20 protein-coding genes and 1 pseudogene are annotated in these 23,072 nt (G+C 56.1%); 5 read left to right on the forward strand and 16 right to left on the reverse strand.

What is annotated here, in order from left to right; translation table 11 throughout:
* The first annotated feature begins 68 nt into the window (after positions 1–68).
* The 4 genes from H573_RS19225 to H573_RS0101655 all read left to right on the forward strand — a co-directional run bounded on the left by H573_RS19225 (position 69) and on the right by H573_RS0101655 (position 3,988).
* Positions 69–872, forward strand: a complete 804-nt coding sequence (locus H573_RS19225) for a PhzF family phenazine biosynthesis protein (protein ID WP_084497850.1) — start codon at positions 69–71, stop codon at positions 870–872.
* Positions 873–971: 99 nt separating this feature from the next.
* On the forward strand, positions 972–2,246 hold the full coding sequence (gene egtB, locus H573_RS0101645) for an ergothioneine biosynthesis protein EgtB (protein ID WP_051170843.1): 1,275 nt from the start codon (positions 972–974) through the stop codon (positions 2,244–2,246).
* 24 nt (positions 2,247–2,270) lie between these two features.
* Positions 2,271–3,245 (forward strand): L-histidine N(alpha)-methyltransferase, encoded by a 975-nt coding sequence (egtD, locus tag H573_RS0101650; RefSeq protein ID WP_027872746.1) that lies wholly within the window; start codon positions 2,271–2,273, stop codon positions 3,243–3,245.
* A 71-nt stretch (positions 3,246–3,316) separates the two neighbouring features.
* On the forward strand, positions 3,317–3,988 hold the full coding sequence (locus tag H573_RS0101655; protein WP_161624224.1) for an adenosylcobinamide amidohydrolase: 672 nt from the start codon (positions 3,317–3,319) through the stop codon (positions 3,986–3,988).
* 33 nt (positions 3,989–4,021) lie between these two features.
* Here H573_RS0101655 and tadA read toward each other — a convergent pair whose 3' ends face one another.
* From tadA to guaB, 9 genes and pseudogenes are all read right to left on the reverse strand, one after another.
* The gene (tadA, locus tag H573_RS0101660) at positions 4,022–4,519 is read right to left on the reverse strand and encodes a tRNA adenosine(34) deaminase TadA (RefSeq protein WP_267878896.1); all 498 of its coding nucleotides are present in this window, start codon (positions 4,517–4,519) and stop codon (positions 4,022–4,024) included.
* Between the two features lie 38 nt (positions 4,520–4,557).
* Positions 4,558–5,019: a methyltransferase family protein gene (locus tag H573_RS0101665; protein ID WP_027872749.1), complete on the reverse strand. Its 462-nt coding sequence runs from the start codon at positions 5,017–5,019 to the stop codon at positions 4,558–4,560.
* A gap of 40 nt (positions 5,020–5,059) precedes the next feature.
* Positions 5,060–5,458, reverse strand: a complete 399-nt coding sequence (locus H573_RS19230) for a GFA family protein (protein ID WP_084497903.1) — start codon at positions 5,456–5,458, stop codon at positions 5,060–5,062.
* A gap of 109 nt (positions 5,459–5,567) precedes the next feature.
* Positions 5,568–6,827 carry an esterase/lipase family protein gene (locus tag H573_RS0101670; RefSeq protein ID WP_027872750.1) on the reverse strand — a complete coding sequence of 420 codons (1,260 nt, stop codon included), beginning with the start codon at positions 6,825–6,827 and terminating at the stop codon, positions 5,568–5,570.
* 120 nt (positions 6,828–6,947) lie between these two features.
* Complete coding sequence (locus tag H573_RS19860) at positions 6,948–7,244, reverse strand: DUF6920 family protein (RefSeq protein ID WP_422730519.1); 297 nt, start codon at positions 7,242–7,244, stop codon at positions 6,948–6,950.
* 560 nt (positions 7,245–7,804) lie between these two features.
* Positions 7,805–8,230, reverse strand: a complete 426-nt coding sequence (locus tag H573_RS0101675) for a DUF3465 domain-containing protein (protein WP_027872751.1) — start codon at positions 8,228–8,230, stop codon at positions 7,805–7,807.
* A 119-nt stretch (positions 8,231–8,349) separates the two neighbouring features.
* Positions 8,350–8,595: pseudogene (locus H573_RS16630) on the reverse strand (TIGR03643 family protein).
* Between the two features lie 121 nt (positions 8,596–8,716).
* Positions 8,717–10,300, reverse strand: a complete 1,584-nt coding sequence (gene guaA, locus H573_RS0101685) for a glutamine-hydrolyzing GMP synthase (protein ID WP_027872752.1) — start codon at positions 10,298–10,300, stop codon at positions 8,717–8,719.
* Positions 10,301–10,378: 78 nt separating this feature from the next.
* Positions 10,379–11,845: an IMP dehydrogenase gene (gene guaB / locus H573_RS0101690; protein WP_027872753.1), complete on the reverse strand. Its 1,467-nt coding sequence runs from the start codon at positions 11,843–11,845 to the stop codon at positions 10,379–10,381.
* Between the two features lie 110 nt (positions 11,846–11,955).
* On the opposite strand from guaB, the gene xseA reads away from it, so the two are divergent.
* Positions 11,956–13,305, forward strand: a complete 1,350-nt coding sequence (gene xseA / locus H573_RS0101695; RefSeq protein ID WP_027872754.1) for an exodeoxyribonuclease VII large subunit — start codon at positions 11,956–11,958, stop codon at positions 13,303–13,305.
* Positions 13,306–13,316: 11 nt separating this feature from the next.
* Here the strand turns inward: xseA and H573_RS0101700 are convergent, their stop codons facing one another.
* The 7 genes from H573_RS0101700 to H573_RS0101730 all read right to left on the reverse strand — a co-directional run bounded on the left by H573_RS0101700 (position 13,317) and on the right by H573_RS0101730 (position 23,057).
* Entirely contained in the window at positions 13,317–14,894 is a 1,578-nt protein-coding gene (locus H573_RS0101700; protein ID WP_154653812.1) for an alpha/beta hydrolase family protein, read from the reverse strand.
* A 105-nt stretch (positions 14,895–14,999) separates the two neighbouring features.
* Positions 15,000–15,653, reverse strand: coding sequence for a Crp/Fnr family transcriptional regulator (locus H573_RS0101705; RefSeq protein ID WP_027872756.1), 654 nt, complete (start codon positions 15,651–15,653; stop codon positions 15,000–15,002).
* A 147-nt stretch (positions 15,654–15,800) separates the two neighbouring features.
* The gene (gene lysS / locus H573_RS0101710; RefSeq protein ID WP_027872757.1) at positions 15,801–17,315 is read right to left on the reverse strand and encodes a lysine--tRNA ligase; all 1,515 of its coding nucleotides are present in this window, start codon (positions 17,313–17,315) and stop codon (positions 15,801–15,803) included.
* A gap of 63 nt (positions 17,316–17,378) precedes the next feature.
* Positions 17,379–18,477 (reverse strand): peptide chain release factor 2 gene (prfB, locus tag H573_RS0101715; protein WP_154653813.1). Its coding sequence is split into 2 segments (ribosomal slippage): positions 17,379–18,401 and positions 18,403–18,477, totalling 1,098 coding nucleotides; the frame shifts between segments, so codons are not numbered across the junction.
* Positions 18,478–18,549: 72 nt separating this feature from the next.
* Positions 18,550–20,253 carry a single-stranded-DNA-specific exonuclease RecJ gene (recJ, locus tag H573_RS0101720; protein WP_027872759.1) on the reverse strand — a complete coding sequence of 568 codons (1,704 nt, stop codon included), beginning with the start codon at positions 20,251–20,253 and terminating at the stop codon, positions 18,550–18,552.
* Positions 20,254–20,291: 38 nt separating this feature from the next.
* Positions 20,292–21,689 (reverse strand): threonine synthase, encoded by a 1,398-nt coding sequence (thrC, locus tag H573_RS0101725; RefSeq protein WP_027872760.1) that lies wholly within the window; start codon positions 21,687–21,689, stop codon positions 20,292–20,294.
* Between the two features lie 60 nt (positions 21,690–21,749).
* Complete coding sequence (locus H573_RS0101730; protein WP_027872761.1) at positions 21,750–23,057, reverse strand: homoserine dehydrogenase; 1,308 nt, start codon at positions 23,055–23,057, stop codon at positions 21,750–21,752.
* Positions 23,058–23,072: the final 15 nt, after the last annotated feature.

Genomic DNA, 23,072 nt, shown 5'->3' on the forward strand with positions numbered 1-23,072 from the left:
GCTCGGGGCTGCACCAGTGGCCCCGAGTGGTATTTGCCCTTCTCAAGAAGATCACCCACACTTTGACGATGCGCTCGTCAATCACATCACTCCCCCCCCAACTGATTCACGCATTTACCGGCCCCAACTGTGCCGGGAACCCAGCCTGGGTCGTCCCCGTTCAGCCAACGGCAGACATTCACGCAACGGCAGCGCAATATCTTGCCCGGCCTGGTGCGACGGCATGTGCCCTTTTGCTGCCCGCTACACATCGCAACAGCCCTATCACGCTTCGCAGCTTCGGCCCATCCGGGGAAATTCAGCTCTGTGGGCACGCCCTACTCTGTGCCGCCCACTGGCTGTGGTCACACGGTAAGCAAGAGCCATTACACTTCCATCTCCCTGCCTGTCAGCAACACATTCGCGCCACGCGATTGCGCGATGAAACGTGCCTGGCGCTGCCCAGCAATAATTATCGGCTCTGCAGCCCGCCTGAGGGACTGGCAACGCTGATCGGGCAGAGGATATTGCGGTGCGCGCAAAGCACTTCCCTGCCCGGCAGCCTTATCGTCGAGTTGCACAGTGAGTCGGCCGCGCAAGAGGTGCGGCTCAACGCCGAGGCACTATTGCAGCTGACAACAGACTGCATACTGATAACGGCCAGAAGTCACCGACCGGGCATCGATGTTGTCAGCCGCTACTTCACACCCGCTTACGGCACTCTTGAAGACCCCGCCACGGGGTCAGCTCACTGTTTGATTGCCAATTGGTGGCGGGGGCGATTGGGCGCCCGCCCAATACGCTGTTGGCAGGCATCGCCACAGGGCGGACGGTTGCGAGCCCAACATTTGGGTAGCTCAACACGCATTTGGGGAAAGTGCTCTACACTGTAACCAATGTGTAGCCTTGGCAGGTGACTATTTAGCAATTGGCTATTTGGTAGATGACGATGCTACCTGTATACGAGAAGAGCGACCCCGCGGGAGCAACGAATGCTCGATCACCCTAGGTCGGATCACGGCGACCTTGCAGAACCTATATCGCTTCAGCACCGGTACCGGCGATGCCGGGACGAAACCCTGGCACTCGTTGCGACCCTGAGTGATGAAGACTGCCAATTGCAATCCATGCCCGATGCCAGCCCGGCCAAATGGCATCTGGCACACAGCAGTTGGTTCTTTGAAACCTTTATACTGCAAGCCCAATTACCCGATTATCAGCCTTTCCACCCCAGTTACGGTGAACTGTTTAATAGCTATTACAACGCGATTGGAAAACAATTTAGCCGCCCACATCGCGGCTTGCTGTCGCGCCCTTCACTCGTCGAAATTACACGTTATCGCGCCCACGTCGATCACCATATTCTTGCGTTTCTAAACCGCTACCAGCACGACCCCAGCGGCTTGCTAGCATTGGGCATCCAGCACGAAAAGCAGCACCAGGAATTGCTGCTCATGGACATTAAGCACGCCTTTCATCAGAACCCGCTGTTTCCAGCCTATCAGCGAAGCCCAGCCAGCGCTGTAGCATCGCAGCAAGCACCGTTGAGCTGGTCATGTTTTGACGGCGGGCTGGTCTGCATAGGCGACACCGGCAGCGAATTCAGCTTCGACAACGAGCGCCCCCAGCACAGAGTTTGGCTTAACCCCTTCGAGCTTGCCAACCGGCCGGTAAGCAACGGTGAATTCGCCGAGTTTATTGCCGATGGGGGCTACCAACGACCAGAGCACTGGTTATCCGACGGTTGGGCGCAACTGCAAGACACCGGGCGAGGTGCACCGCACTACTGGCATTTGCGTGATGGCCAGTGGTGGGAGTTCACCCTGGCAGGCCTGCACCCCCTGCAAGCCGCCTCTTCGGCCTGCCACCTGAATTTTTATGAAGCCACCGCCTACGCTCATTGGGCGGGCGCCCGCCTGCCTACCGAGCAGGAATGGGAACATGCCAGTCGCGCCCTTCCAGTAGCAGGACACTTTGCAAACTGCGCCCGCTATCACCCAGAAGCGGCTCAGCACACCCCATTGGCGCAAATGTTTGGCGATATCTGGGAATGGACAAACAGCAGTTACCTACCCTACCCGGGGTTCACGCCCTTTGCTGGCGACGCGGGGGAATACAACGGCAAATTTATGTCTGGCCAGTTCGTATTACGCGGGGGCTCCTGCCTCAGCCCCGACAACCATCTTCGCCACAGCTACCGCAACTTTTTCTACCCACACCAATATTGGCAATGCGCGGGACTACGACTCGCTCGCGACCTGACGTAAACCATAATGACAACAGGAGCTGCTATGCCTTCTACACTCGCCAAAGAAAGCACGCTAGACGACCAATACCACACCTTTTTACACGACGTTATTCACGGCCTGCGACAAGCTCAGAAGACTCTGCCCTGCAAGTATTTTTACGACGCTCGCGGCTCGCGCCTGTTCGAAGAAATTTGCCTGCTCGACGAATATTACCTAACGCGCACTGAATACAGCATCCTGCGCAGCAGCGGTAAGAGTATCGCCAAGGCGCTGAGCCCCTACACCGAAATCATTGAGCCGGGCGCCGGCAGTTGCCAAAAAGTACAGCTGCTACTCAAACAGTTACCGACTTTACCTCGCTACATTCCGCTGGAGATATCCGTCGACGCCTTGGTGCATGCGATCACAAGCTTGAAAGAGCGCTTCCCGGAATTGCGGGTTCACCCGGTTGCCGGCGACTTCACCGCCCAGGCCTGCCTCGATGAAGTCAGCACGCTTTGCCAGTCTGGCCGCCGCCTCGTGTTCTTTCCCGGCTCGACCATTGGCAACTTTAACCGCACTGAAGCACTGGGCGTACTTCGCTCACTAAAAGCCCTGGCTGGCCCATCAGGTGCACTGCTCTTAGGCGCCGACCTGATAAAAGACCGACAGCGGCTGCTGGCCGCCTATGACGACAAGCGCGGTGTCACAGCAGAGTTCAACAAGAATATTCTGCGGCGCATCAATCACGATTTGAAGGCCAATTTCGATGTTGACGATGGCTTTCAACACCGGGCCATCTTCAACGAACAACTCAGCCGTATCGAAATGCAGCTGGTCGCCTGCCGAGAGCAAACCGTTAATGTGGCAGGTGAAAAGATGGACTTCCATTGCGGCGAGGTCATCCATACGGAAAATTCGCATAAGTACAGCGAACAAAGTATTGCCGAGTTGGCATCAGCGGCAGATATGGAAATTCACCGGGTCTGGAAAGACCCTCAGGGTGACTTTGGCGTATTCTTACTCGGCCAGAAATAAGCGTACAAATCCTTGAGACGCTGAGCGCCTTCACTGACAATACCTGCCTCAAAATACTCGGCAGGTTGATCTTGGAAACACCCAGCGACAATTGGCGGTCTCACACTAGCTCGGCTCACTTTACACTGCAGTGGCCCGAGCCAAGACCGTGTTTAAGCTCAGCAGTATTGAATGGTGGGCTGGTCAGCGCGCGGTCATTTATCAACCTGCGCGTCGAGCGCGACGCCAATGTCCCTTTGCACACCCCGGAACAAAGTCTTCAGCAAGCTCAGCAGCGCCTTCAACTTCCCGACACCTGTGTCGGTATGATGACCGCAGCCTCAATGGAGTCACTGCGCCAGTCACACAGCCACATCTACGGGGAAGCGCTTGCTGTTTATGTTAGCTGCGGACTGAGCAACGCACGCCGCGCCGGCGACCCCTGCGACTGGAAGCCCACCCAAGCCATGCCGGTCGGCACTATCAACAGCGTTGTTATCGCCGACCTGAGTTTTTCAACGGCGGGCATGGTGGAGCTCCACGGCTTAATCAGCGAAGCCAAGGCTGCGGTGCTGCAAGACATGAATATTCGCAGCCCGGTATCAGGGCAAATTGCGACAGGAACCGGCACCGACGCCTGCGCGATAATTAGTGGTAGCGGCGCCCCTGTGCGTTGGCTGGGAAAACACACTGACATTGGCGAGCACATTGCCCGCCAGTATATGGACGCACTGCGCAGCAGTATCGACGCCTTCTATTGCTAGCAATCGCAATTGTTCGCACACGGAACTGCCCGATTACTCGCCGCTACTTGCCTTCGCCGCGCGCTTTGCTATTTTTTTCTCTTCGCGGCGGCGCGCGAAAAAAGCCTGCACTTGCGCGCTCGCCTGCTCAGCCAGCACGCCGCCCTGCCACTGAACCCGGTGATTCATTTGCGCTTGATCAAATAACTGCAAATGGCTACTCACCGCCCCTGCCTTAGGCTCACTGGCGCCATACACCAGTCGCGCCACCCGGCTGTGAATGATCGCGCCCGCGCACATAGCGCAGGGCTCAATGGTGACGTATAGAGTCGCGCCCGGCAGTCGGTAATTCTCAACGTTCGCGGCGGCCTGGCGCAGGGCAATAATCTCCGCATGGGCGCAGGGGTCATGCCCGGAAATCGGGCTGTTATAGCCCTCACCCAAGACAACGCCGTCGCGTACCACCAACGCGCCAACCGGCACCTCATTGAGTTTTTCCGCACGCTCTGCCAATAACAGGGCTTGTTGCATCCAGTATTCGTCGTCGTGCAAAGCTTCTAACACCCTTTATATTTATCGCGACAACACCGCTACAACCAGCGGCGAACCCGGCGTTTGTAGTCTAAGAATTCACTGCCAAAAATCCGTTCTAAAGCGCGCTCTTCCGGGCGAATTTGGAAATGCTGAATATAGGCAATAAACAGCGGCAGTCCCAACAGGGCCCATAGCGACGACAAAAACACCGCCCACGCCAACAAAAATAACGCAAAGCCAACATACATTGGGTTGCGGGTGTAGCGGTAAATGCCTGTGTCGACCAGTGCCGAGGCTGATTCAGGCTTCAAGGGGTTCACCGTCGTTTTTGCGCGCCGAAATGACATCACCCCACCGAGAGAAAATCCAGCGCCCAGCAGATAACACAGGGCCACCAGAGCAAGCCTCGTCGTGTTATCAACGGGCATACTCGGCGTCGCCTCAGCGAGCCCCCACATAGCAGTGGCCACCAATAGGGCCACTGCTGGCGGCGGTATCTTATTCTCTAAGCCTTTCACTCAATATCATCCTTCGTGATAGAGATTATGGCGACGTATTCTACCCCGGCAGCGTCTCGAACGCCTGCAACTGTTCTAAATCGGCATCCCAGGACGCGCGGCTACGCGTAAACAAATGGGCATTGGGGCGCTGTTGTAGCGGCTCATCTACGCTTCCCGCTGGTACCACCAACAGCTCCCCCGCAAGCTGCAGCGATGGCAGCGCCGAGCCACAACGACTACAAAAACTTTTACAATGACGACTCCCCTCTAAGGTGAAGCTCGTTACCAATGACTCTCCCTGACGCCACGTTAGCTGCCCGCCATGGGAAAACAGATTTGCCGCGTGGGCTGACCCGGTATCCTTTTGGCAATGGCGACAATGGCACAGGAAAAAATGGTCGAATTTTCCCTCGACTGTGTACTGCACTTCGCCACACAGGCACGACCCACTTATCATCACAACACTCCCTTTGTTATGGCGGGGCCGGGGCACATAAGTACCTCCGGCCCCAATATTCGGCGCAAGACCGTTCATTTCAAGGCCAATTAGTTCGAGACCACCCAGTTCAACTTAAGCGCAGCCACTCTTTCAATTGGTCGGCAACGCGAGCGTCACTGAGCATACTCAAATGATCCAGCTGACAAAACACCCGCTGCCGGTCTGCGGCAAAGCCTAGCGTTTTTGCCCCCAGCGGGTGCCTCCCCAAAGCGCTATCGGGGTGCACCAAACCATCACTGCGCTGCAGGTAGCCCGCCGACGACCGAGACAGTGTCCCCGCAATCGCGTAATGGTCAATGCTTGGTGGAAGCATGAGCGGCACCCGATGATCGGCATTGTCCTGATGCTCGTCATATAACTGCCAATCGGCGTCGACAATATTTCCATGGCGCAAGTCTGTAATACCGTCGCTGCGAATGCGGCCCAGCGCAGCAAGCGGCGCAGTATAGGGACTGAATGCCATTGCTCTCTGCAGCCAATAGCCGCCCCGCTCCAACGCAGAGCCGTGGTGAGGTGTACCGATGTACACCACCTTATCCAAAAGCTGTGGCCACCGCTGCGCGTGTTCAAGAGCGCTGTGCATTGCGCTGCGCAGTACCAGCCCGCCCATGCTGAAGCCCAAGGCGGTAATCGATCGAACCGGAACAGGCCAGCGCTCGACAAGCCCCTCAAGGTGTTGGGCAAGCTCACGCCCATTTTGTGAAATATGTTTACCGCTGTTGTAACGCACAAACACCGGACTGTAGCCATACTCGTTAGCCAGCATATGTCCGTGGTTGTGCTGCTTCGCTGTCCATTCCAATTCATTCATGCACAGGCCATGGGCCAGCAATAAAATATGGCCACCCGCGGTAAACTCGCTGTCGCCCAGGGCCTCGGCACTGGGGTATATCTCAACGGATCTGCGACAGGTTTCAAATAATGCGGCACCAGGGCCATCACTTTGCGGTGCGTCCTGGCCCAGCATCACTCTCAGCGTCATTGGGGTCGCTAAGGGGTTGCCACTACGGTGCAAGTGGTCGCCACATACTCCGTTGAGCGCCGCAATCACTGCCGCCCGATGCGGCCCCGGGGGAAAATGCCCATCTAAATAGTTTGTCAGTGGTGACAAAGCCACATCAGTGGTGCTGCGAATCCCGCCGTTAACGCCGCGAATCACTCGATGCACCAACCCCGCAATGCCGGGAGCAGGCCCCTCCGGCGCGCGACCAAATGGCAGCGGTGTCGCGCTGATATTGCGGTACATCTGCTCTACGATGGTATTCACACCGTCTACGCTATCAAAAGCGAGCCGCGCCGCGCCGTGGAGGACTTTTCCTGTTTTCATTGCCTACTCTCTTCAGTGGTCACTTGCATGGCCTGCTCCACCACTATGTTCAATAATTGACCACCGCGACTATACGCCTTGACCGACAAGTGTCAATACATTTGTATATACACTCGTATATTAAAATTCGGCCTTTGGAATACCTCGCCAAACCTCTCCCCCCCCTGAGGGACATGCCAAGCGGCACTGGCAGAAGTAATTGGGCAACCACATACCTGAACGGCGTTGGTAATGGTAAAAGCGCCCCTCCCAGGGGCGTTTCTCGTAGCCATCGTTAACCCAGCAAAACCGTTCGGGAGTAGACACCCGCGTGACCTCCCCTTCAGAATTAAAGTGAAAGTGCATGCTCACAGCGTTGGCCGCGATCGCTGAGTACTGCGACAGCCGAGCCCTTTTCCCCTGCTGCCACAATCGCAAATATTAGTGTTAACCCGAAGTATTGCCTATCAGTCAAAGTCCGGAAACACCAATGTGGAGTGCTGCTGTGCAGAGAATGCCCACCAACGTTGATGGTTCACATCACTGCGCAAGCCCACGCCGTTTTAATCGCACCGCAGCGTAGTCGCGAGATGCATCGCCAAAACAGCGGTCAAAGTAACGCTCAACGACCGCCGGCAATCCGGTTTTTAGGGGGCGCGAATGCAGCACTTTTTTTATGATTAGCTGGAGGCTGGGCGCCGCGTACGACCTGGGTTACTCAGAGGTACTCGGTGAAAAAATCACGCAAGCTAACCGCCGTTACCGACAAACAAATCGAAGAGCTCGGTATCACCGAAACGCCATAACACCCAGAGTCTGCATTACGAGCTGCTGGCGCGGCCTTTGAATCCAACACAAAATTCTATGACCTGCTGGCCAATCACGTTGTGGTCGACGGTATAGTTGTTACAGGGCAGAACCAAAACGCCGGTTCAGAGGTCGCATTTACCTTGATGGAATTGCTCCACAAACAGCGTCCAATGCCCTCGAAATAGCCTTTATTGATAGGTCACCCCGCGGTGTTTCAACCAGCCGTGGGGATGCTTGCCTCTGGGGTCGTGATGTGTCCAGTGGATGACCCCGCCACGCTGATTCCATTCATACTCGCCATAAAAAGCGACCATATCACCGACCTTAAGGTCGTTTATGCGCGGTGCAAGATCAATATTGTGTGCGACGAGCAAAGTCTGCCCGGAAGCTAAGCGTAGAATGAAACGTTGATGGCGACTGCCGTCGAGGTCATCGCTTAATAATTTTTCTACCACGCCCTGCCCTGACAGCTGCAAGTTCGACTGGCGATTCTCATAAGCATGAAGAAGTCGCTCATCGCTGCCCTGTGTGCCCTGTGCAACGTCATTGGTGCTGTTTGAAAAACCAAAGGCCAGTGCAACCGTCGCGAACACCAGCACCCATATCCAACGCATGTGCTCTCCCCCTACGAATCCATCCTCTCGGGCTAGCCCCGGTGGCTAGAAGTCTGTCAAAACACGGCGTACACAGCCCAGCTCGACATCGCAAACGCTACAATTATCACCGTACTGATTTAGCGATGCCGATATTGACTTCGGCAGTATGCGCGAGTCACCGACGGTGATCGCAAGCTAGCATGCTTAGTTTTACGACCGGAGACACGCTTGCGCTAGAGACGAAACGAAGATCGCTTCAAAGAGCGTCGCATCAGCTGTATCACCGCCGCCTCTGATAAACCGTAGTCGTTTTCTATCGCCTCGAAGGGAGTCCGATCCTCCCAGGCCATTTCAATAATACGCGATAAATCTTGAGGGCTCATAGTAGCAAAGACCAACAGATAGGTTTTGCTTATAGGCTGTTTGGCAACAAACGGATTTCCGAGCTCACGAAGCCACGGCACAAGCGGAACAGCCCGCCCGCGCCGCCATCACAAAACGAACTTATTCCCACTCAATCGTTGCGGGAGGCTTGCTCGACACATCGTAGGCTACGCGAGAGACATGGGCGATTTCGTTAATGATGCGATTGGAAACCGTCTCCAGTAGCTCGTAAGGCAGGTGCGCCCAGCGGGCGGTCATAAAGTCGATGGTTTCTACCGCTCGCAGTGCAATAACCCATTCGTAACGACGCGCGTCACCGACGACACCCACCGATTTCTGAGGGATAAATACCGCGAAGGCCTGGCTGGTTTTGTGGTACCAGTCGGCTTTGTGAAGCTCTTCCAGGAAGATGGCATCAGCTTCGCGCAGCACATCGGCATACTCTTTTTTAACTTCGCCGAGAATACGAACGCCGAGACCGGGGCCGGGAAATGGGTGGCGATAGACCATGTCATAGGGCAGGCCCAGCTCCAAACCTATGCGTCGCACTTCATCTTTAAACAGCTCACGCAACGGCTCGACTAAGTCCATTGCCATATCATCGGGCAAGCCACCAACATTGTGATGAGATTTAATGACGTGGGCTTTACCGGTTTTTGATGCCGCCGACTCAATAACGTCGGGATAGATGGTTCCCTGAGCCAAAAACGGCACGTCTTTAAGCTTGGCCGCTTCTTCGTCGAAAATTTCGATGAAGGTATTACCAATAATTTTACGTTTTTTCTCGGGGTCGGCCTCGCCCTGCAATTTGCTTAAAAAGGTTTCTTCGGCGTCAACACGGATAACCTTAACACCCATATTGTTGGCGAACATTTCCATGACTTGGTCGCCTTCATTTTTGCGCAGCAGGCCGTTGTCAACAAAGACACAGGTCAGCTGTTCACCGATCGCTTTGTGGAGCAGCGCCGCGACCACCGAGCTGTCGACACCGCCAGAGAGGCCAAGCAGGACCTTTTGGTCGCCCACTTGCTCACGCACGCGCTCAATGCCGTCCTGAATAATATTTGCCGGCGTCCACAAGGCCTCGCATCCACAAAGCTGGAGTACAAAGTGCTCAAAAATACGCTGGCCCTGCAGGGTATGGGTTACTTCCGGGTGGAATTGCACACCGTAAAACCGCTTCTCTTCGCACTGCATGGCGGCAATGGGGCACGATGGTGTCGACGCCAACACTTCAAACCCGTCGGGAAGCGCCACCACTTTGTCGCCGTGGCTCATCCATACATCCAACAGCGCCTTACCCGACTCACTGTCCATGTGGTCAGCAATATCAGCCGTTAACTGACCGCGCGTTTCCACTCGAATTTGTGCGTAGCCAAATTCATGAACCGGCGATGCTTCTACCTTGCCGCCCAACTGCTCGGCCATGGTTTGCATGCCGTAGCAGATCCCCAGTACTGGGATTCCGAGGTCAAATATTTTCTGCGGCGCACGCGGCGAGCCTGCCGCCGTCACCGACTCGGGGCCACCGGCCAGGATCACCCCCGATGGACGAAATTCATCGATCTCTGCGTCTTCAATATCGAAGGCGCGAATCTCACAGTACACGCCTATTTCGCGGATACGGCGCGCAATTAACTGCGTGTACTGAGAACCGAAATCAAGGATCAGAATTCGGTGGGCATGAATATCGGGGCTGGACACGGCGTTCTCTCTATTCAGACTGAGGGGTAGTGTAAAAGGTGGGACGGGGACGCCGCAGGCAGCGCCCCATTACGACACTCAGGTCGGGTAGTTTGGTGCTTCTTTGGTGATACTAACATCGTGGACGTGGCTCTCATTCATGCCTGCAGCCGTCACACGTACAAACTGTGGTTTGCTGCGCATGGTCTCAATGTCCACGCTGCCGGTATAACCCATGGCGCTGCGCAAACCGCCCATCAGCTGATGCACGATAGCCGCCAGCGGCCCTTTGTAGGGAACGCGACCTTCAATACCTTCGGGTACCAGCTTTTCCGCACCGTCTTCAGCACTCTGGAAGTAACGATCACTGGAGCCTTGGGTTTTGGTCATGGCACCCAGCGAGCCCATACCACGGTAAGACTTATACGTGCGGCCCTGGTAAAGCTCCACTTCTCCCGGCGCTTCTTCTGTGCCGGCAAACATTGAGCCCATCATCACCGCATTGGCGCCCGCCGCGACGGCTTTTGACAGATCGCCGCTAAAGCGGATACCGCCATCGGCAATCAGCGGCAGTCCGCTGTCTTTAAGTGCCGCCGCCACATTGGCAATAGCACTGATTTGCGGAACACCAATGCCAGTGACAATTCGCGTGGTACAAATTGAGCCCGGGCCAATGCCGACTTTCACGGCATCGGCACCGGCTTCCAGCAGGGCTAGAGCCGCTTCGCCAGTGGCGATATTGCCGCCAATCACATCCACTTGAGGGTAGTGCTGTTTAATCCACTTAACCCGGTTAAGAACGTTCTTCGAGTGCCCGTGAGCGGTATCTACGACGAGTACATCCACGCCCGCCGCCACCAACGCCGCCACGCGGTCGTCAGTATCAGCACTGGTTCCTACAGAGGCGCCCACCCGCAACTGGCCCGAGCTGTCTTTACAGGCCAGCGGGTACGTTTGCGCATTGTTCATATCTTTAACGGTGATCATCCCGGTCAGCTTGCCGGCATCGTTCACAACCAGAACTTTTTCAATCCGATGCTTGTGCAGTAACTCTCGGGCCACCGACATATCGTCGTTTTCGTTAACCGTTACCAACTTGGCCTTGGGAGTCATGATGGTTGAAACCGGCACATCCATTTGCTCTTGGAACAGCACGTCACGGCTGGTGACGATACCCACCAAGTCGCCCTTATCGAGCACCGGTACGCCGGAAATTTTGTGACGGCGACGCAGCTCAAACAGTTCACTAATGGGAGCCGCCGCATCGATAGTAATCGGGTCTTTCACCACCCCACTTTCATGCTTTTTCACCGCTCGAACTTCGTAAGCCTGCTGTTCGATGGTCATGCTCTTATGGATGATGCCGATACCACCTTCTTGCGCCAGCGCAATGGCTAAGCCACTTTCGGTGACCGTATCCATAGCAGCAGATAGCAGAGGAATATTGAGGGTAATATTGCGAGTGAGTCGAGTGCGTAGACTGACGTCTTTGGCGGTTACTTCGGAGTAGCCGGGAAGAAGCAAAACATCGTCGAAGGTCAGTGCTTCTTGTGCGATACGTAACATAGAATGATTCCAATGCCGGTGGCTAGAATCTTGGCAATTTTAAGTGATGACAGCCCCCGAGTAAACCAATTTGACCCCGCAATAGCGCTATATCTTGATATGATTGCGCAATGACTACACAAGAATCCCCACAACAGCTCAGCGTCAGCCAACTCAACCGCCTCGCCAAGCAACTTTTAGAAGATTGCTTCGCCCAGGTGAGTGTTACCGGCGAGCTCTCCACCCTGTCGCGCCCCAGTTCCGGCCACTGGTATTTCACGCTAAAGGACGAGCGCGCACAGATCCGCTGCGCCTTCTTTCGCAACCGCAATATGCGGGTGAATTTTCAACCGCAACCGGGCCTGCAGGTGGTCGTTCGCGGCAAAGTCAGCCTCTATGAAGGGCGCGGTGACTACCAGCTTATTGTCGAGCACATGCAACCCGCCGGTGCCGGTGCGCTGGCAGCCGCCTTCGAAGCACTCAAGGCAGAACTGCAGGCAGCCGGTTGGTTCGACTCGGCGCTGAAAAAGCCCCTGCCGCCGGCTATCAAGCACATTGCCATTATCACCTCACCCACAGGCGCCGCCCTGCAGGATATTGTTTCCGTGCTCAAGCGACGCTGGCCAGCAATGAAGGTCACCCTGCTGCCTGTGCTGGTGCAGGGCGAGCAGGCGGCCGGGCAAATACAACGCGCTATCGCCCAGGCGAATCAGCTCGCCCGTTCAGCGTCGCATAACTTTGACTTGATCCTGCTGACGCGCGGCGGTGGTTCATTGGAAGATCTCTGGCCCTTTAACGAGCGGGTGGTGGCCGAGGCCATCTACCAATCGGAACTGCCCGTGGTGAGCGCCGTGGGGCACGAAGTGGACTTCAGCATTGCCGACTTTGTCGCGGATTTGCGCGCGGCAACGCCGTCGGCTGCGGCGGAATTGCTCAGCCCTGATCAAAGCGAAATCAACTCGAGGGTACAGCTGCTACGCGGCCGTCTGGTTCGGGCGCAGCGGCGACGCCTTCAGCATCAGCGTGAACAATTACAACAATTGAACCGACGCATTCGAGACCCACGGAGCCGGCTCAGAGAGCAAGCGCAGCGGCTGGATGAGCTTGAAATGCGTCTGCGACGCCAGTGGCAAAGTAGCCAGCGCCAACGCCTGGCGCGCCTCGCGGGCCTGCAACAACAAATGCTGCTGCTGAGCCCCGATCGGCAACACGCGACACGGCTCAATGCCCTGACACAACTTCAAGCAAGGCTGCAGCGCAGCGTGCAAGAGCAAATGGGACGCCGCGCACAACAATTACAGGCACTGCAGTCTCAGTTGCGACAATTGGGCCCCGAGCAGACGCTTAGCCGTGGCTATGCGATTGTTCTCGACCAACAAGGCCGGGCAGTGCGACGCGCCGCCGATCTTCAGCAAGGGCAGCGGTTGCGCGGGCGTTTCGCCGAGGGGCAGGTCGCCCTCACCGTGGATGAGAGCGAGTGAGTCAACGGGGTTTACTCGCCGGCACCGCATAACAAGCGGATATCTTCACAGGACTCCCTTTCACCGCTGCGCAAGGGAAAATCACGAGCGGAAGCAAAGTGAAAACTCATTCGCTCAGCCCAGCGCGCGTCATCTAACAGGCGCGCCTCCGCCTGGGCATAGCCCAGCTCTCCCCGCTTTTTCAGCCATCGATCAAACCACGCAACGGTGTATTCGGTAATCATCGGGCGCGCCCAACCGCCCTCACAGCGATTATTATCCGTATTTGGGCACCAAGAACTTGCGGGCAAGGTCGGCCCCAATGAGTAATCCAAATGCGTCGTACCAGCAATGGTGACACTCACCACAGGAACAGACGCTGCCTGCCACTGTTTGAAGGCATTTTTATGCGCATCCCGATCCGGATCGGTGACGAACGGTACCGGCGTAAAGCCGTATTCCGACTTAAAACTCAGCGCGGGCTTATGGGCAACCACTGCCGGGAAGTCACTACCACCAAAGGCGTCGGTAATGGCATTGGTACTGCCGGGCGGCAGTTGCACACTGGTGATGGTGGCGTTATTGCCGGTGTCGGTATAACCCAGGGCATCCCAGGCCACCACCGCATCTACCGGGTTTTCCGAACTCAATAAGCCCGGCCAGTTTTCAGCACCCGGCGCGCCATAGGTCTGTACCCAGGTCACGCCAGCGGCGCCGTAGGAGTGTCCGGCTATCCCAATGCGCTCACGGTCAACAAAGGCGTGAAAGGGGTTAAACGCGCGGGTTTCGGTTGGGTAACTGCCCGCGCAACTCGCTTCATGGGGGTAGTGCAGCGCTGGGCGCGATAAAATAAAGTCGATATCGTTGACCAAGCCCTGGTAAAACACATGGCCATTAATGTTGCCGCCCTGCTCCGCCGAATTTGGTGTTGCCATGTCCGATGCGCCCTGCCCGCGAGGATCGCTGGTCAGCACAACATACCCCGCTCGCACCAGGGCCTGCGCCGCCCACCAGTAAAGCTGCTCGCCTGCCTGCACGGAGCCATTTTTAATCACAACAACAGGCGCCCGTTCACCAGCCTGCATGGCGCGTGGCCGCCACACCCGTCCGCTGATGCGTGCGCACCCTTCATCGTAATAGACGACGGGCTCGACAACGGCTTCTTGCTCGTAGAAGGTCCGGCCATCCGGGCCATCAACACCGGGGTAGCGGAACGGGTCACCAACGCAGGGCCCCATTCCCGCCGAGCACAGTGGCGTAAGCGGCGTGGTGCCCTGGGTGGGTGGCAAGCTCCAGCTCGGATCCTCAGCAATGCGGGCTAGCATCGCCAAGCGGTTAGCGTTTTCCTGCGTTTGAGAGCGAATAACAAAACTAGGGGCGAGCTGCTCGACATTGGCCTCCAGCGTTCGGGCATGATTTTCCAGCTCGCACTGCAACCAGTCAGCCGACGGATAGGCCGCAAGATCGCAGCGTGTATCAACACTGTGGCGCTGAAAAAGATTCGCCGCCCCCTGCTCAGCCTGGCTGGGCGACGACCCACTGTTGCCACCGCCGCAGGCACTGACAATCACCACGATTACTGCGAGCGGTATTGCTCCTAAGCCCCGCATATTACCCCCTGGTTATTATTTGTTTTACTGCAACAGGAACGAAAACGGCGCCACTATGGGCGCCGCTGGCATCGAGCTCATCATCCTGGTGAATATGAGCAGACCCTAGTAGCTCTCCGGCAGCTTCTTCTTAAGAATGATATGTCGACCTTCCACTTCGATATAGTCCCCGATGGTCAGGTCTTTGAGAATACGCGCCACCATTTCCCGTGACGAGCCCACTCTGTCAGCGATCTCTTGTTGGGTGAGTTTCTCGTTGATCTTCATTTGCCCCTCTTCACCGTGGGGCTCGGCTAATCCGGTAAGCACCTTCACCACGCGGCCATAGACATCCTGCAAAGCCAGACTTTTCACATCATTGGTCAACTTGCGAATACGGCGCGTCAGGTTCTTGTTCAAAATACGAGTGATGTTCGGATGCATATCCATAATGGCTTTGAAATCTTCTTTGTAGATAATGCGCACCTGCGTCGCATCCATCGCCCGCACCGACGCCGACCGGCGGTCATCGTCCAGCAGGGCCAGCTCACCAAAATAGTCGCCGGACTCAAGTATATTCAACACGAAGTCTTTACCGCTTTTATCGCTGCAGTAGACTTTTACCCGGCCGGTTTCGACGACATACAGAGAGTCCGCCACGTCGCCTTCGTGAATCAGTACGGTGTTTTTTGCAAACTCACGAAGAATACTGGTATCGCGCAAAAGCTTGAGTTCATCTGGCGACAAACCGTCAAACAGATCTACGTTTTCGATACTCATTGCCACACTCCAGGCCCAAATTTTTATTGGCAACACTATAGCATAGCTGCGCAAGTTGCTGTCTAGCTTGAAGTTATCGCTGAGAATCAGGTCGCAAAGTGCAACCAATGGGAAGGAGTGGGTGCCGGTGAACCGGCACCCACTTAATCAACCTTGTGATTCCGGCCGCATATGTGGGAACAATAAAACGTCGCGAATTGATGGCGAATCGGTAAACAGCATCACCAGCCGGTCGATACCTATCCCCTCACCAGCGGTCGGTGGCAGGCCGTATTCCAAGGCGGCGATATAATCAGCATCGTAGTGCATAGCTTCATCGTCGCCAGCGTCTTTTTCGGCCACTTGCGCCATGAATCGCTCAGCTTGATCTTCTGCGTCATTCAACTCGGAGAAGCCATTGGCGAGCTCGCGACCACCCACAAAAAACTCGAACCGGTCAGTCACAAAGGGGTTGTCGTCGCTGCGACGGGCCAGCGGCGATACCTCGGTGGGGTATTCGGTAATAAACGTGGGTTGATCCAGCTTGTGTTCAACCGTTTCCTCAAAGATCTCAATTTGGATCTTGCCCAGCCCCCAGGAGTCCTTAACTTCGATGCCAAGGCCTTTGGCAATGGCTTTGGCCTGCTCCATATCGGCTAACTGGTCAGCGCTGATGGACGGGTTGTATTGCAGCACGGCATCAAAGACCGACAGTCGGGTGAACGGCTTGCCAAAGTCGTAGTCACTGCCCTGGTAGTGCAAGCACGTGGTGCCCAATACTTCCTGAGCAACGTGACGCAACATTGCCTCAGTCAGGTCCATCAAGTCTTTGTAGTCAGCATAGGCCTGATAAAACTCGATCATGGTGAATTCGGGGTTGTGGCGCGTCGACAAACCCTCATTGCGGAAGTTACGGTTGATTTCAAACACCCGCTCGAATCCGCCAACCACCAAGCGCTTGAGATAAAGCTCGGGCGCAATGCGCAGGTACATATCGAGGTCGAGCGCATTGTGATGCGTCACGAACGGCCGCGCGGTGGCACCACCGGGAATCACCTGCATCATCGGTGTTTCAACTTCGACAAAGTCTTTCTGCTGCAAAAAGTTACGGATAGAGCTGATCATCTTAGAGCGAATCGCGAAGGTGCGACGCGACTGCTCGTTCATAATCAGGTCGACATAGCGCTGCCGATAGCGCATTTCCTGGTCCTGAAGGCCGTGGAATTTGTCGGGCAATGGACGCAATGACTTGGTCAGCAAGCCGCCCTCTTGCATATACACGTACAAATCGCCTTTACCAGATTTGTGCACCGGCCCCTTGGCAAAAATAATGTCGCCGATATCCCAGCTTTTAATCTCATCGGTCAGCGCTTCAGGCAGTTTTTTCTTGTCGATATAGGTCTGAATTCGACCAGACATATCTTGCAGCACCATAAACGGGCCACGTTTGGCCATAATGCGACCGGCAATCGCGGCATGTCTGTCCAGCGCTTCAAGCGCCGCCTTGTCGTGCTCGCCCAACTCTTCTTGCAGTTGCTGGGCGTAGGCATCGCGTCGGAAGTCGTTAGGAAAGGCATTGCGCTTTTCGCGAATCGCCGCCAACTTGGCACGGCGCTCAGCAATCAAGCGATTTTCTTCCTGCCCGGCTTCCTGGGCTTGCGTGTCGTTCTGCTGTTCAGACATCTGTGTTTCCTTTGGTCGGACCCGCCATCGGGCCGCGTCATTTCATTAGCTAGGGTGCCGGCCTTATAAGCCAGATTTCAGGCTCGCTTCGATAAACAGGTCAAGGTCGCCATCGAGCACATTGTTGCAATTGCTGGTTTGTACATTGGTGCGCAGGTCTTTAATACGCTGGTCGTCGAGCACGTAGGAGCGTATCTGGCTGCCCCAGCCAATATCCGATTTGCTGTCTTCCAATGCCTGGGCCTCGCTATTGCGTTTTTGCAGCTCCATTTCATAGAGCTTGGCCTTCAACATTTTCCATGCGTTGTCGCGGTTTTGGTGCTGGGAGCGTTCGCTCTGACACTGTACAACGGTATTGGTCGGCTCGTGCGTTAAGCGAACCGCCGAGTCGGTCTTGTTAACGTGCTGACCACCTGCGCCACTGGCGCGATAGGTATCCGTGCGCACATCGGAAGGATCGATATCAATTTCGATATTGTCGTCGATCTCCGGCGACACAAACACCGAACAAAACGATGTGTGACGGCGGTTGCCCGAATCAAAGGGCGACTTGCGAACCAGGCGGTGAACACCGGTTTCGGTGCGCAGCCAACCGAAGGCATATTCGCCCTGAATATGAATGGTCGCGCTTTTGATCCCCGCCACTTCGCCGTCAGAGACTTCAACCAGTTCTGCCTTGAAGCCTTTGTCTTCGCACCAGCGCAAATACATGCGCAGCACCATATTGGCCCAGTCCTGCGCTTCGGTGCCGCCGGAACCGGACTGAATATCCAAATAACAGTTGTTGGGGTCCATTTCACCGGAGAACATACGGCGAAATTCCAGTTTGGCTAGCACCCCTTCGAGGCGCTCGATATCGCCCTGCACGGCTTCAATGGTGTCTTCATCGTTCTCTTCGGCCGCCATATCGAGCAGTTCCGAAGCGTCGCCAATACCGGCGTCTAACTCGTCGATGGCGCCCACCACACCTTCCAGGTTGGCGCGCTCGCGACCAAGCTCCTGGGCGCGGGCGGGGTCGTCCCACACCGCGGAGTCACCGAGCTCCAGCTCGACCTCAGTTAGGCGCTCTTTCTTGTTAGCGTAGTCAAAGATACCCCCTAAGCGTATCAGTACGCTCAGTCATATCCTTAAGGGCATTGCGCAGGGGATTAATTTCTAGCATGGATAGTATCCGGACCACGTGAAAAGGCGGGCATTTTACCCGATGCGTCGCGCGGCGGAAAGCTGGCCGGCATTATGTACCAGCGCAGGGACGCAGATGCTCAACCAGTAACTGCAGTGACAGGCGATCACGCCAGAGGTTGCTATCTAGCTTGTACACCACCTCCACCTCCGTCACCGATGGGTCTGGCCACAGGTTGAGGTCGACATTAAACGCAATGGCGTCAATGATCGCCTGCTCGTCATGGCGAGGTGCGAGCGTCATTTTTAAATGCCGCTCGCCGACAAGGCGCTGCTGAACCAGGGTAAATACACCGTGAAACAATGGCTCGGGGAAGCCCTGCCCCCACGGGCCGGCACTGCGCAGCAGCTCTGCATTTTCCAGCTTAAGGTCTGCCGGGCCCAGCTCGCCGTCGCTGTGAACCACCGCCTCGAGCTGATCGTCACTAAGCTGCTCACGAACGGCGTCAACAAAGGCATCGCTAAAGGCTTCAAAGTCTTTTTCGGCCAAGCTCAACCCCGCCGCCATGGCGTGGCCACCAAATTTACTTAACATCTGCGGGTGACGTTTTGCGACCCTGTCTAAGGTATCGCGCATATGCAGGCCGGGAATAGAACGGGCCGAGCCTTTGATTTCACCGTTATCGGCCTCGGCAAAGGCAATCACCGGACGGTGAAACTGCTCTTTGATCCGCGAGGCCAATATCCCCACAACGCCCTGATGCCAAGTTGGATCATACAGGCACAATCCCGCCGGAACCTTACTGGCGTCTAGCTGCAGATGCGCCAGTGCGCGCATGGCGTCGTCTTTCATGCTCTGCTCTATGCTGCGACGCTCTCGATTGAGGTCATCCAGCTCGGCCGCCAAGTTCAGGGCTTGCGTCGCATCGTCGGCAAGCAGGCAGCGGATCCCCACCGTCATATCATCCAGCCGGCCCGCCGCATTCAAACGTGGCCCAACGGTAAAACCGAGGTCACTGGCGACCAAGCGCGCGGGCTCCCGCCCGGCAACGCGAAGCAAGGCACTAATTCCCGGGCGGCAGCGCCCGGCGCGAATTCGCCGCAAGCCCTGCTCCACTAACACCCGGTTTGCCTGACTCAGAGGCACCACATCAGCGACCGTGCCCAGCGCCACGAGATCGAGCAACTCAGCAAGATTGGGGCCCTTGCCATCGCGAAAGATACCGCGCTCTCGCAGCGCCGCCCGCAATGCCAGCAGCACATAAAACATCACGCCGACGCCAGCCAGTGATTTATCTGGGAAGTCACAGCCGGGTTGATTGGGGTTCACAATCGCCAGTGCGTCTGGCAGCTGGTCACCAGGCAGGTGGTGGTCGGTCACGATAACCGGAATACCGGCCTGTGCCGCCGCGGCAACACCGTCGATGCTGGAGATGCCATTGTCGACGGTAATGATAATATCCGGGCGACGCTCAGCCGCGACAGCAACAATTTCCGGGCTCAGGCCATAGCCGTATTCAAAGCGATTGGGGACCAGAAAATCGACGTCAGCAGCGCCCAACATTCGCAAGCCGAGCAGCGCCAGGGTTGTACTGGTGGCGCCGTCGCAGTCGAAGTCGCCAACCACTAACAAGCGCTTACCCTCACTGATCGCCTCAACCAGCGCTGAGACAGCCGCCTCCATGCCCTTCATAGTGGGTGCGGGCAAGGCATCCAAACCGAGCTTTGCCTGCTCGTCGGACACTACGCCGCGCGCGGCGTACAGCCGAGACAAAAGGGGCGGCAATGAAGGCAGCGCCACCGTCGCATCTGCCACGGTGGTTCTTTCAAGGATACGCGGGAAGCGACTCACGTTTAGGCGCGGATATTCTTTGCCATAAAGCTGTGAACGCTCGACATGTCGTTGTCGATCACTTCGTAACGCTCATCAAGGTCGAAAAGGTCCGCCATATGATGCGGCAGCGCTGGCGCACTGGGATAACCGGCTTTCATTACCGCTTCAGGGAATTTCGCTGGGTGCGCAGTGGCGAGGGTCACCATCGGTACGCTGCGGTCGCGCCAGCAATCGCGAGCGGCTTTAACACCAATTGCCGAATGCGGATCGAGCAGGTACTCGCTGTCGTCGTAGACGCTGGCGATGGTAGCCACGGTTTCTTCGTCGCTGGCGCTGGCGCTGGCGAACAGCTCGCGTACGCGCTCAAACGCGGCGGCGGGAAGAGATACTGTCTCGGTATTCATTCGCTGCATCAGGTCGGCGATGGCCGCACCGTCGCGATCAAAGCAGTCGAATAGCATCCGTTCGAAGTTGCTGGACACGACAATGTCCATACTTGGCGACAATGTGTGCTGCAAATCGTGCTTTTCAAACTGGTTGCCGCTGATCACCCGGTGCAGAATGTCGTTTTGATTCGTTGCCACCACCAATTGGTCAATGGGCAGCCCCATCTGCTTGGCGAGGTAGCCGGCGTAGATGTCGCCAAAATTGCCCGTCGGCACAGAAAAACTGACTTTGCGATCCGGCGCGCCCAAAGCAAAGGCGGCGTAGAAGTAGTAAACGATCTGCGCCATTATACGCGCCCAGTTAATGGAGTTCACCGCTACCAGCTGGCGCCCCTCGGGCAAAAAGCTCTGGTCCGCAAAACTCGCTTTCACCATGGCTTGGCAGTGGTCAAAGTGCCCTTTCAGGGCAATGTTGTGAATATTGTCGCCCTGCACCGTTGTCATCTGGCGGCGCTGCACCTCCGACACGCGTTGGTAGGGGTGCAGAATGAAAATATCGACGTTTTCACAGCGTTTTACACCCTGAATCGCCGCCGACCCGGTATCGCCTGACGTCGCGCCCATTACAACGACTTTTTGCTGGCGCTTCTCCAACACATAGTCCAGCAGGCGTCCCAACATCTGCAATGCAAAGTCTTTAAAGGCCAGGGTCGGCCCCTGGAACAGTTCCAACACCCATTCGTTTTGGCCCAGCTGCACCAGTGGCGCGACGGCCGGGTGTCTGAAGTCCGAATAGCTATCATCGATAATCGCTTTGAGATCGGCATCGGGAATGCTGCCCGCAACAAAGGGCTGAACGATTTCAAAGGCCAACTCGGTATAGCTTAACGACGACCACGCCGCAATTTGCTCGCGGCTGTAAGTAGGCAGGGACTCCGGCACGTAAAGACCGCCATCCGGCGCCAAGCCGGTAAGCAGTACATCTTCAAAATTGAGGGCGGGCGCCTGGCCACGGGTGCTGATGTATTTCACGTTACTAACTCTTCATGGAATATGGGGACTGCGCCCGAAGACGCAGTGTAGAAGCGATACTTAGCCCGCCAGTGACTCAACGCGAATACGCGTCACTTCACCAACAATACCTTCCAGCCCTTCAATACGGCTGACGGCGGCAAACAACTTGCTCTCGACAGTGCGGTTGGTAAGGATAATCACCGGGACTAAATTCGCGTCCTCCGCCGGCTGCTTTTGAATCAGTGCTTCAATGCTAATACCGTCGTCGCTGAGAATCTGCGCCACTTTCGACAGTACGCCAGGCTTATCGAGGGCCGACATGCGCAAGTAATAGGCGGTTTCTACATCATCTATCGGCAGCACAGGATGATCGCTCAACGACGTGCGCTGGAATGACAGGAAAGGCACCCGGTGATGCGGCTCGGCGCTAAGTGTACGCGCGACATCCACGACATCGGCGACAACCGCTGATGCTGTGGGTTCGCTACCGGCACCAGCACCGTAATACAAGGTCGGACCAACAGCATCCGATTGCACCAGTACAGCATTCATCACACCGTTTACGTTCGCGATCAGGCGCTTTTCTGGGATCAGTGTGGGGTGAACGCGCAGTTCAATGCCTTTTTCGGTATCGCGGGCAATACCCAAGTGCTTGATGCGATAACCCAGCTCTTCGGCGTAGACCACATCTTCCTGGGCGATCCGGCTAATTCCCTCGGTATATACCTTGTCAAATTGCAGCGGGATACCAAAGGCCAGTGACGCCAAAATCACTAACTTGTGCGCGGCATCTATGCCCTCAACGTCGAAGGTCGGGTCCGCCTCGGCGTAACCCAGGGCCTGAGCCTCGGCCAGTACGTCGTTGAAGTCACGCCCTTTGTCGCGCATTTCAGTGAGAATAAAGTTGCCAGTGCCGTTGATAATGCCCGCGAGCCACTGCACTTTATTCCCTGCCAAGCCTTCGCGCAGCGCTTTGATAATGGGAATGCCACCGGCAACCGCTGCTTCAAAGGCAACCGTAACGCCCTGTTGGGCAGCCGCTTCAAAAATTTCGTTGCCGTGCTCGGCGATCAAGGCTTTATTGGCGGTCACCACGTGTTTGCCATTGGCAATGGCTTTTAATACCAATTCCTTGGCAACGGTGGTCCCGCCGATCAACTCAACCAAAATATCGACATCGGGGTTTTCTGCAACGGCAAAAATGTCGCGGTTAATGGCCACATCACCCGTATCACAATTGGGATTGTCGCGACGCGCACCTATTTCAGTTACCACAATATCGGCACCGACACGGGCAGCAATCTCCGCTGCGTTGCGCGTTAATACTGCGTAAGTACCGCTGCCAACGGTACCAAGACCACATATACCTACTCTGACCGGACTCACCGCCACTCCTTTTAA

Source organism: Neomelitea salexigens DSM 19753 (assembly GCF_000422345.1).
Taxonomy (GTDB): domain Bacteria; phylum Pseudomonadota; class Gammaproteobacteria; order Pseudomonadales; family Spongiibacteraceae; genus Spongiibacter; species Spongiibacter marinus_A.

Bases quoted from the DNA above. Each gene is read 5' to 3' on its own strand.
- H573_RS19225 (WP_084497850.1), top strand. From the start codon at position 69: ATGCGCTCGTCAATCACATCACTCCCCCCCCAACTGATTCACGCATTT.
- egtB (WP_051170843.1), top strand. From the start codon at position 972: ATGCTCGATCACCCTAGGTCGGATCACGGCGACCTTGCAGAACCTATA.
- egtD (WP_027872746.1), top strand. From the start codon at position 2,271: ATGCCTTCTACACTCGCCAAAGAAAGCACGCTAGACGACCAATACCAC.
- H573_RS19230 (WP_084497903.1), bottom strand. From the start codon at position 5,458: ATGATAAGTGGGTCGTGCCTGTGTGGCGAAGTGCAGTACACAGTCGAG.
- H573_RS0101670 (WP_027872750.1), bottom strand. From the start codon at position 6,827: ATGAAAACAGGAAAAGTCCTCCACGGCGCGGCGCGGCTCGCTTTTGAT.
- H573_RS0101675 (WP_027872751.1), bottom strand. From the start codon at position 8,230: ATGCGTTGGATATGGGTGCTGGTGTTCGCGACGGTTGCACTGGCCTTT.
- guaB (WP_027872753.1), bottom strand. From the start codon at position 11,845: ATGTTACGTATCGCACAAGAAGCACTGACCTTCGACGATGTTTTGCTT.
- xseA (WP_027872754.1), top strand. From the start codon at position 11,956: ATGACTACACAAGAATCCCCACAACAGCTCAGCGTCAGCCAACTCAAC.
- H573_RS0101700 (WP_154653812.1), bottom strand. From the start codon at position 14,894: ATGCGGGGCTTAGGAGCAATACCGCTCGCAGTAATCGTGGTGATTGTC.
- H573_RS0101705 (WP_027872756.1), bottom strand. From the start codon at position 15,653: ATGAGTATCGAAAACGTAGATCTGTTTGACGGTTTGTCGCCAGATGAA.
- lysS (WP_027872757.1), bottom strand. From the start codon at position 17,315: ATGTCTGAACAGCAGAACGACACGCAAGCCCAGGAAGCCGGGCAGGAA.